Annotated in this window: 10 protein-coding genes; 3 read left to right on the forward strand and 7 right to left on the reverse strand. The window is 64.3% G+C overall.

The annotated features are described in order from the left end of the window. Positions 1-142: 142 nt before the first annotated feature. Positions 143-943 (forward strand): MetQ/NlpA family ABC transporter substrate-binding protein, encoded by an 801-nt coding sequence (locus J0A90_RS02735; RefSeq protein ID WP_035471607.1) that lies wholly within the window; start codon positions 143-145, stop codon positions 941-943. A 108-nt stretch (positions 944-1,051) separates the two neighbouring features. Beyond that, a complete protein-coding gene (locus tag J0A90_RS02740) occupies positions 1,052-1,525 on the forward strand; it encodes a GAF domain-containing protein (protein ID WP_207035975.1) in 474 nt (157 codons plus the stop codon). Between the two features lie 39 nt (positions 1,526-1,564). On the opposite strand, the gene J0A90_RS02745 is transcribed toward J0A90_RS02740, so the two are convergent. The 7 genes from J0A90_RS02745 to J0A90_RS02775 form a co-directional block, all read right to left on the reverse strand. Continuing rightward, entirely contained in the window at positions 1,565-2,404 is an 840-nt protein-coding gene (locus J0A90_RS02745; protein WP_035471603.1) for an HDOD domain-containing protein, read from the reverse strand. Positions 2,405-2,640: 236 nt separating this feature from the next. Next, a complete protein-coding gene (locus J0A90_RS02750) occupies positions 2,641-4,374 on the reverse strand; it encodes an ABC transporter substrate-binding protein (protein WP_207035977.1) in 1,734 nt (577 codons plus the stop codon). Between the two features lie 114 nt (positions 4,375-4,488). Continuing rightward, positions 4,489-4,761 carry a DUF2160 domain-containing protein gene (locus J0A90_RS02755; protein ID WP_207035978.1) on the reverse strand — a complete coding sequence of 91 codons (273 nt, stop codon included), beginning with the start codon at positions 4,759-4,761 and terminating at the stop codon, positions 4,489-4,491. A 44-nt stretch (positions 4,762-4,805) separates the two neighbouring features. After that, positions 4,806-5,606 carry a carbohydrate ABC transporter permease gene (locus tag J0A90_RS02760; RefSeq protein ID WP_035471598.1) on the reverse strand — a complete coding sequence of 267 codons (801 nt, stop codon included), beginning with the start codon at positions 5,604-5,606 and terminating at the stop codon, positions 4,806-4,808. 6 nt (positions 5,607-5,612) lie between these two features. Then, entirely contained in the window at positions 5,613-6,476 is an 864-nt protein-coding gene (locus tag J0A90_RS02765) for a carbohydrate ABC transporter permease (RefSeq protein ID WP_207035980.1), read from the reverse strand. After that, positions 6,463-7,575, reverse strand: coding sequence for an ABC transporter ATP-binding protein (locus J0A90_RS02770; RefSeq protein ID WP_207035982.1), 1,113 nt, complete (start codon positions 7,573-7,575; stop codon positions 6,463-6,465). The genes J0A90_RS02765 and J0A90_RS02770 overlap by 14 nt, the downstream gene beginning before the upstream one ends. Positions 7,576-7,585: 10 nt before the next feature. After that, on the reverse strand, positions 7,586-8,683 hold the full coding sequence (locus J0A90_RS02775; protein ID WP_207035984.1) for an ABC transporter ATP-binding protein: 1,098 nt from the start codon (positions 8,681-8,683) through the stop codon (positions 7,586-7,588). Between the two features lie 151 nt (positions 8,684-8,834). On the opposite strand from J0A90_RS02775, the gene J0A90_RS02780 reads away from it, so the two are divergent. After that, positions 8,835-9,086: hypothetical protein (locus J0A90_RS02780; protein ID WP_233076441.1), on the forward strand; the 252-nt coding region annotated here is incomplete at its 3' end.

The following is a 9,086-nucleotide window of genomic DNA, read 5'->3' on the forward strand; positions in this document are numbered from 1 at the left end:
CCCCGCATGATCCACGCTCTTGATCGGCCTTCATAACCAGAATGCATTACCAAGATGGTGGTTATTCCGTTATATTGTTTTGGTAACGTGCGGCCGGGCTGCCGGCCGCCATTCGCTTCATCGATCAGGGAGAGTTTCGTCAATGCCGATTTCACTCACGCGCGCGCTCGGCGCCACCGTTCTCGGCCTGGGGCTGATCACCGGTACCGCTCACGCGGCTGACGACACCATCAAGGTCGGCACCATGGCCGGTCCGGAAAGCGATGTCATGCAGGCCGCCAAGCAGGTCGCCAAGGAGAAGTACGGACTCGACGTCGAGATCGTCGAGTTCACCGACTACGTCACCCCCAACGCGGCGCTGGCCGACGGCAGCCTGGATGCCAACGCCTATCAGCACGAGCCCTACCTGCGTGCGATGATGAAGGACCGCGGCTACGACTTCGCCATCGCCGGCAAGACCTTCGTCTATCCGATCGGCGCCTACTCGGCCAAGTACGACAGCATCGACGAGCTGCCCGACGGTGCCACCATCGCCCTGCCCAACGACCCCACCAACGAAGGCCGGGCGCTGATCCTCATGCACAACAAGGGGCTGATCAAACTCGACGACCCGAGCAATCTCGAGGCCACCCCGATCGATATCGTCGACAACCCGCACGACTACTCGTTCAAGGAGATCGAGGCCGCGCAGATGCCGCGCGTGCTGCCGGACGTCGACATGGCGTTCATCAACTCGACCTTCACCCAGCCGGCCGGCCTGACGCTGGACGACGCGCTGATCAAGGAGGGGGCAGAGTCGCCCTACGTCAATCTGATCGTGGTGCGCGATGGCCACCAGAATGACAAGGCGGTACAGGAGCTGGTCAAGGCCTACCAGTCCGACGCGGTCGAGCAGAAAGCCGAAGACATGTTCAAGGGCGGTGCCGTTCCCGGTTGGAAATGACCCCCGCGAACGCCATCTGAGAACCAGCGCCCCGGCGCTGGTTCTTTCGTTGGGGCGCCGCATCCGGCCCGCCGACGCCTTCATCCACTTCCAGGAGCGCTTTTGCCCATGTCCGCTCGAACCGATACCGACTACGCCAGCCTGGCGCGCCAACTGCACGCCCTGCTCGACACCCGCGACTGGCTCACCAATGCCGCCCAGACCAGCGCCTTCCTGATGCACGCCCTCGACGCGCTCAACTGGGTCGGCTTCTACCTGCAGCGCCAGCCGGAAACCCTGGTGCTGGGACCGTTCCAGGGCCAGCCGGCGTGCAACCCGATCCCCTTCAGCCGCGGCGTATGCGGCGCCGCGGCGCGTTCGCGCACCACCCAGCGCGTCGACGATGTCCACGCCGTGGCGGACCATATCGCCTGCGACGCCGCCTCGCGCTCGGAGCTGGTAGTTCCCATCGTGGTCGCGGATAGGCTATGGGGCGTTCTCGATATCGACAGCCCCCAGGCGGCACGCTTCAGCGCCGCGGATCAGGCCGGGATCGAAAGTCTGTGCCGGGTCTTCGTCGAAGCGAGCGATCTGGACGGCTGAGCGCCCGGACAGGCCGGCGATGATGCCGGGGACGGGCCTTCAGGCCTTGCCCAGAAACACATCGAGCTCGTCATCGCCGCGCAGGCTCGACACGCTCTCTTCGTAGAGCGCCAGCAGATCGAGGGCGAGCGGCCGGCGCACGTCCCGCGGCATCTCGCCCAGGGCATGCTCTTCGCGCTGGCCGTTGGCGACGTCGCGATCGATACCGATAGCCAGGTGCACCGCGGCGGCGTAGGGCGAGAACGGCTCGGCCTCCAGCGGCGCGCTCTGATAGGTCAGCGCGCGGCAGATGGTCTCGGGAAAACGCCAGCGCCGCCCCAGCTCCGCCCCCACCTCGCTGAAGGTGTAACCGAACTGGCTCGACTCCAGCTCGCTGCGCGGTGCGCCCTGGGCCACCAGCGAGTCGATGCGCGCCATCACCTCGGGGTGCGCGATATGCATCAGCGCCGAGCCGACGTGATGCAGGATGCCGCAGGTGAAAGCGGTCTCCGGCGACAGCCCGCCGACCCGGCTGTGGCGCACGATCGCGCGGGCCAGATTGGCGACCGTGAACGATCTCTTCCAGAAGGCGCGCCGATCCAGCCCCGGTACGTGCTCGATCACCCCGACCATGCCCGAGGCGATCACCAACGTGCGCACGCGCTCGAATCCCAGCAGCAGGATCGCATCGTCGATCGAGGCGACGTTGCGCCCGACCCCGTAGCGTACCGAATTGGCCGCACGCAGCAGCTTGAGACTGAGCCCCGGATCCTTGCGGATATTGGCCGACACCTGCTGAATGCTGGCGCGATCGTCGTCGAGACTGGCGATCAGCTCGGCGACTACACCAGGAATGCTGGGCAGGCGGTGAACATGTTCGAACAGCGGCTGGTAGCGCATCGACGACTCTCCTCTTGGGCCGGCATCGACGCAGGACGTGCTGCGCGAAGAGCCAACATTCACTGAAGCTCCATGCACAAGCCGAACCCGCGGCCGCAGCTGCAGATACCCGGCCAGGGAAGGCAGCGGCAAGGCACACGAAAAGGCCCGCCGGGATGGGCGGGCCATGATAGCGCTGCTGGTCGTGGTCAGCGACCGTTTTCCACTTTCGACTCTCCTGCCTCAACTCTCCTGCCTCAACTCTCCTGCCACGACTTGACCATCTCGGCGTAGGGAACGGTCTTGCCCTGCGGCTTCTCGTTCTCGAGCTTGGGCTTGGGCGCGCCCGGCTGGTCGAGCCAGTATTGTGCATCGCGCGGCTCGTTGAGCTTGGGCCCGCACTGCGGCTGAACATTGGCGCGTTCGAGACGCTCCATGATCCGGTCCTGGGCATCGGCCAGGCCATCGAGCGCGTTCTGCACGCTGGTCTCGCCGCTGACCGCACGCGAGATGTACTGCCACCACAGCTGCGCCAGTTTCGGATAGTCGGGCACGTTGGTCCCGGTCGGCGACCACTCCAGCCGTGCCGGGCTACGATAGAACTCCACCAGCCCGCCCAGCTTGGGCGCGGCGTCGGTCATCGCCTGGGACTGGATGTCGGACTCGCGAATCGGGGTCAGGCCCACCAGCGTCTTCTTCAGCGAGACCGTCTTGGAGGTCACGAACTGAGCGTAGAGCCAGGCGGCCAGACGATTCTTCTCCGGGGTCGACTTCATGAAGGTCCAAGAACCCACGTCCTGGTAGCCCTTCTTCATGCCCTTCTCCCAGTACGGCCCCACCGGCGACGGCGCCATACGCCACTTGGGCGTGCCATCGGCGTTGACCACCGGCAGCCCAGGCTTGGTCATGTCGGCGGTGAAGGCGGTGTACCAGAAGATCTGCTGCGCCACGCTGCCCTGGGCGGGCACCGGGCCGGCTTCGGAGAAGGTCATGCCCTGCGCTTCCGGCGGCGCATAGGCGTGCAGCCAGTCGATATATTTCTGGGTGGCAAAGACCGCCGCCGGGCTGTTGGTGCCGCCGCCCCGCGACATGCTCGACCCCACCGGGTGACAGTTCTCGACCCGAATGCCCCATTCGTCGACCGGCAGCCCGTTGGGCAGGCCCTTGTCGCCCTCGCCGGCCATCGAGAACCAGGCATCGGTGAAGCGCCAGCCCAGCGACGGATCCTTCTTGCCGTAGTCCATGTGGCCGTAGACGCGTTTGCCGTCGATCTCCTTGACGTCGTTGGTGAAGAAGTTGGCGATGTCCTCATAGGCCGACCAGTTGACCGGCACGCCGAGTTCGTAGCCGTACTTCTGCTTGAACTTGGCCTTGAGATCGGGATTATCGAACCAGTCGGCGCGGAACCAGTAGAGGTTGGCGAACTGCTGGTCGGGCAGCTGATAGATCTTGCCGTCCGGGCCGGTGGTGAACGAAAGCCCGATGAAGTCGTCGAGATCCAGCGTCGGCGAGGTCACCGCGGCGGCATCGCCCTTGATCATGTCGGAGATCGGGACCACCTTGCCGTAGCGCGAGTGGGTGCCGATCAGATCGGAGTCGTTGACATAGCCATCGTAGATGTTGCGCCCCGACTGCATCTGGGTCTGCAACTTCTCGATCACGTCGCCCTCCTGCAGCAGATCGTGATGCAGTTGAATCCCGGTGATCTCGCTGAACGCCTTGGCCAGCACCTCGGACTCGTACTTGTGGGTGGTCAGCGTCTCCGATACCACATTGATCTGCATGCCGCGGAACGGCTTGGCCGCGTCGATGAACCACTGCAGCTCCGCCATCTGCTGCTCGGGGCTCAGGGTCGAGGGGGTGAATTCATCCTGCAGCCAGCGCTTGGCCGCATCCTGGTACTGGTCGGCCTGGGCCGCACCGCTGGCGAGTATCAGGCTCAGCAGGCCGAGCGTGAGCGGCCGATAGCTGGCGTGGGCTTGTCTGAACATAGCGTTACCTCGGTTTTTGTGTGGTTCTGCGCCCTGACGGAGGCGGCGACCCACGGCCGCGCGTGACTCCGTCAGCGAGTGCTCCGGTGACGTCCAGCTCGGTTTTGCGGTGTCTCACCCCCATTTCAGCAGTGCGATCAGTCCCGCCACGCACACCAGCGTGACGATCCACAGCGGCCAGCCGGTCAGCGCCAGTGCCAGCAGATGGGCATAGGCGGCGGCCAGCAGACCGATGAACAGGCGATCGCCACGGGTGGTGGAGATCGGCAGGAATCCCTTGCGCTGGTGTCCTGGCGACACCGTCTGCCAGACCGACATCCCCACCAGTATCAGCGCGATGATCACGAAGAACGACGCCGTCGGCAGCGTCCAGGCCATCCAGCTCATCAGCGTTTCCTCCTAGCACGAGGGATCGAATCGAATGCCATGTCTCACACCCGCCCCAGGGCGAAGCCCTTGGCCACATGGTTGCGCACGAAGTAGATCACCGCGATGCCCGGCAGCAGCGCGACCACGCCAGCGGCCGCCAGCACGCCCCAGTCGATCCCGGAGGCGGAGACCGTGCGCGTCATCTGCGCCACGATCGGCTTGGCGTCGACCGAGGTGAGGGTGCGTGCCAGCAGCAGCTCGACCCACGAAAACATAAAGCAGAAGAAGGCCGTCACGCCGATCCCCGGACGGATCATCGGAATGAAGATGAAGACGAAGAAGCGCGGGAAGCTGTAGCCATCGATATAGGCGGTCTCGTCGATCTCCTTGGGCACCCCGGACATGAACCCCTCGAGAATCCACACCGCCAGCGGCACATTGAACAGACAGTGGGCCAGCGCCACTGCGATCGGGGTATCGAACAGCCCCACCGCGGAGTAGAGCTGGAAGAACGGCAGCAGAAATACCGCCGGCGGCGCCATGCGGTTGGTCAGCAGCCAGAAGAACATGTGCTTGTCGCCGAGAAAGCGGTAGCGCGAGAAGGCGTAGGCCGCCGGCAGCGCCACCAGCAGCGAGATCGCCATGTTCATCGACACATAGGTGAGCGAGTTGAGATAGCTGGTGTACCAGCTCGGCTCGGTGAAGATGACGCGATAGTTGTCCAGCGTCGGCGCCACCGGCCACAGCGTCAGCCCGCCCAGGATCTCCTGGTTCGACTTCAGCGACATGTTGATCAGCCAATAGATCGGCACCAGGATGAACACCAGATAGAGCAGCATCACCAGACTCTTGCGTACGTGCATGGCGTCTCACCCCTTGTCGTCGTTGTGGGTCATGGCGGTATAGAACACCCAGGTCACCAGCAGGATGATCAGGAAGTAGATCAAAGAGAACGCCGCTGCCCGGCCCAGATCGAACTGCCCCAGCGCCATCTGGGTCAGGGTCTGGCTGAGGAAAGTGGTCGCCGTACCCGGCCCGCCGCCGGTGAGCACGAAAGGCTCGGTGTAGATCATGAAGCTGTCCATGAAGCGCAGCATCACCGCGATCAGCAGCACGTTCTTGAGCTTGGGCAGCTGGATGTAGCGGAATACCGCCCAGGCGGAGGCGCGGTCGATGCGCGCGGCCTGATAGTAGACGTCGGGGATCGAGCGCAGCCCCGAGTAGCACAGCAGCGCCACCAGCGAGGTCCAGTGCCAGACATCCATGATCAGCACCGTGATCCACGCATCCCGCGGGCTGGAGGCGTAGTTGTAGTCGATCCCCAGGCCGTTGAGCAGCGACCCGTAGAGGCCGATGTCCTCGCGCCCGATGATCTGCCAGATGGTACCCACCACGTTCCACGGCACCAGCAGCGGTAGCGCCAGCAGAATCAAGCTGACCGGGACGCCGAGGCCGCGCCGTGGCATCGACAGCGCCACGATGATGCCCAGCGGTATCTCGATCGCCAGCACGCAGAAGGAGTAGATGAACTGACGCAACAGCGAATCGTGCAGGCGCGGGTCGCTGAGAATCTCGCGATACCACTCGGTGCCGACGAAGTAGCGCGTGCTCGGGTCGAAGATGTCCTGCACCGAGTAGTTGACCACCGTCATCATCGGAATGATCGCGCTGAAGGCGACCAGCACGAAGACCGGCAATACCAGCCACCACGCCTTGTTGTTATACGGCTTCATCGGAGATCTCCAGCAGCAGGTCGTTGGCGTAGAAGCGCATCCACGCCTCGGGCAGATGCAGCCCCAACGCCTCCTCGGCGAGGCTCGTGTACTCGTCGACCCGCACCTTGATGAGCTGGGCCGGGTCAGCGGTGAGCGCCACGTCGACGATCTTGAACGAGCCCTGATCCTGGATCAGATCGACGCGCCCGGTCAGGGTCGCCTCGTCAGCCGGCACCAGCTCGACGAACTCCGGGCGGATGCCCAGCTGCAGACGTGCGCCCTCCTGCGCTGCCAGGCGCGCGTGCCACGCCTCGGGCAGCGCCAGCTCGATGCCGTGACAGCAAGCGCGCCCCGCCACGACCTCCAGCTCGAGCAGGTTCATCCCGGGGCTGCCGATGAAGTAGCCGACGAAGGTGTGGCGCGGCGTCTCGAACAGTTCGCGCGGGGTGCCGAACTGTACGATCTGGCCGCCGTACATCACCGCGATCTTGTCGGCGAAGGTGGCCGCCTCGAGCTGATCGTGGGTGACGTAGACCATGGTCACGTTGAAGCGCTGATGGATCTCCTTGAGCTTGCGGCGCAGGCGCCACTTGAGCTGCGGATCGATCACCGTGAGCGGCTCGTCGAACAGGATCGCGGCGACGTCATCGCGCACCAGTCCGCGCCCCATCGATACTTTCTGCTTCTCGTCCGCGGTGAGATTGCGCGCCTTGCGCGCCAGCAGCGGCTCGATCTCCAGCGCCGCCGCCACCTCGCGCACGCGCGCCTCCACGGTCGCCTTCGGCTTGCCCTGGTTGCGCAGCGGGAACGCCAGGTTGTCGAACACCGTCATGGTGTCGTAGACCACCGGGAACTGAAAAACCTGGGCAATGTTGCGCTGCTGCGGGCTCAGCGCATTGACCGCCTTGCCGTCGAACAGCACCTCACCCTCGGAGGGCGCCAGCAGCCCGGACATGATGTTGAGCAGCGTGCTCTTGCCGCATCCGGAGGGCCCCAGCAGCGCGTAGGCCCCGCCCTGCTCCCACACGTGCTCCATCCGCCGCAGGGCGTAATCCTCGGGCGCGCTCGGATTGTCCTGATAGCTGTGCGCCAGCTGGGCCAAGCGAATCTCTGCCATGATCGTCTCCTCAGGCGCACGCCGCAGTGGCAGGGAACACCGGCGAGAGCAACAGCTCCCCGTCCGGCTCGAACACGAACATCTCGGCGCACGGCAGATGTATCTCCAGCGCCTGATCCACTGCCAGCTCGTGGATACCGCCCAGATGTGCGACCAGATCGATCTCGTCGTGGGTCATATGCAGGAAGGTCTCGGAACCGCCGATCTCGGCCACCCGCACCTGTACCGGCAGGCACAGCGTCTCCCCCGTGGCCACCGGCGCCAGGGAGACGTGGTGCGGCCGCACGCCAAGGCGATAGTGCCCCTCCTCGAGATGCTGCCAGGCCGCCGGCAGCGGCAGCCGCTGGCGGCCGATACGACACTCCCCCGCGGTGACTTCGGCTGCCAGCAGGTTGATCGGCGGCTCGCCGAACAGGCTCGCCGCCTCCATGTTGCGGGGCTGGCGATAGACCTCACCGCTGGGGCCGCTCTGGACGATGCGCCCCTCCTTGAGCAGCACCGTGGTGCCACCCAGCGCAAGCGCTTCGGCGGGTTCGGTCGTGGCGTAGACCGCCACGGTGTCGCGCGACGCGAACAGCTTGCGCATCTCCACCCGCAGCGACTCGCGCAGTTTGTAGTCGAGGTTGACCAGCGGCTCGTCGAATAGCACCAGGTCGGCGTCCTTGACCAGCGCCCGCGCCATCGCCGTGCGCTGCTGCTGGCCGCCGGAGAGCGCCTGCGGATAGCGTCCGAGCAGATGGCCGATCCCCAGCATGTGGGCGGTCTCCTCGACCCGGCGCTGGATCTCGGCCCGCGCCACCTTGGCCTGCTTGAGCGGCGAGGCGATATTGTCGAACACGCTCAGGGTGGGATAATTTATGAATTGCTGATACACCATCGATACGTTGCGCTGGCGCACCGGCACATCGGTCATGTCGCGGCCGCCCAGCCATACCCGCCCGCGGCTGGGCGTATCCAGCCCCGCCATCAGGCGCATCAGGGTGGTCTTGCCGGCCAGGGTATGGCCAAGCAGGACGTTGAACGAGCCGCTGTCGAGCTGCAGATTGGCCTCGTCGATATAAGTCTCGCCGCGCACCTTCAACGTCACGTCTTCGAGTTGTAATGACATCGGCCGGGGAACCCCTTTGTTTTCTTTTCCGAGCATCGTAAAACACCCATTCGAAAAAGCCATAGGGTGCGCCCGACGCGCCCGAGAAATAATCTCTTAAACCATGATTATAAAGGACTTTTACGACATTGAACCTTAGTATCAGCGACCATTGGACGAGAGTGAAACCGCCCTTTTATTACGACTAAAGTCGCTATTTTTGTTGGCTTCCGAAAAGCTCGTCTTTTCGAAAAATGACATAGCCGATGCTGCAGGGAAGACTCAGATCGCGCAGGCGTGGGGAGAGCACAAGCAGCAGCAAAAAGCGCCACCACAAGCGCGAAGGGACGAAGGGACGAAGGGTAAAGGCAGACAGACGATACTAACGAAAAACCCCAGGCCAAGAGCCTGGGGTTTCGAGATG

This window comes from Salinicola sp. DM10 (genome assembly GCF_017306975.2).
Lineage (GTDB): Bacteria > Pseudomonadota > Gammaproteobacteria > Pseudomonadales > Halomonadaceae > Salinicola.